The sequence below is a fragment of the Fructilactobacillus sp. X2R6C1 genome (assembly GCF_059901295.1).
In genome coordinates, this window is the sequence record NZ_JBWXUZ010000056.1 from 1 (window position 1) to 254 (window position 254).

Consider the following 254-nt stretch of genomic DNA (forward strand, 5'->3'; position numbering starts at 1 on the left):
CTTCGGCGCGGCTTCCTTCTTCACCGCCGCCTTCTTGGCCGGTGCCTTCTTCGCAGCGGCCTTCTTGGCGCCGAAGCCCTTGCGCACAGGCTTGCCGGTTTCTTCCATCAGCTGCTGCACTTCGGCCAGGGTCAGCGATGCCGGTTCGCGATCCTTGGGGATCTTGCCGTTCATCTTGCCATCGCTGATGTACGGGCCGAAGCGGCCGTTCAGCACCTGGATGTCGCTGCCCTCGAACTCCTTGATGATCCGGT

At 63.0% G+C, this 254-nt stretch carries 1 protein-coding gene; it reads right to left on the bottom strand.

Annotated elements, in window-relative coordinates:
* On the bottom strand, nucleotides 1–254 hold a 254-nt coding region (locus AC6UDF_RS07335; RefSeq protein WP_500724227.1), incomplete at both ends, for a topoisomerase C-terminal repeat-containing protein.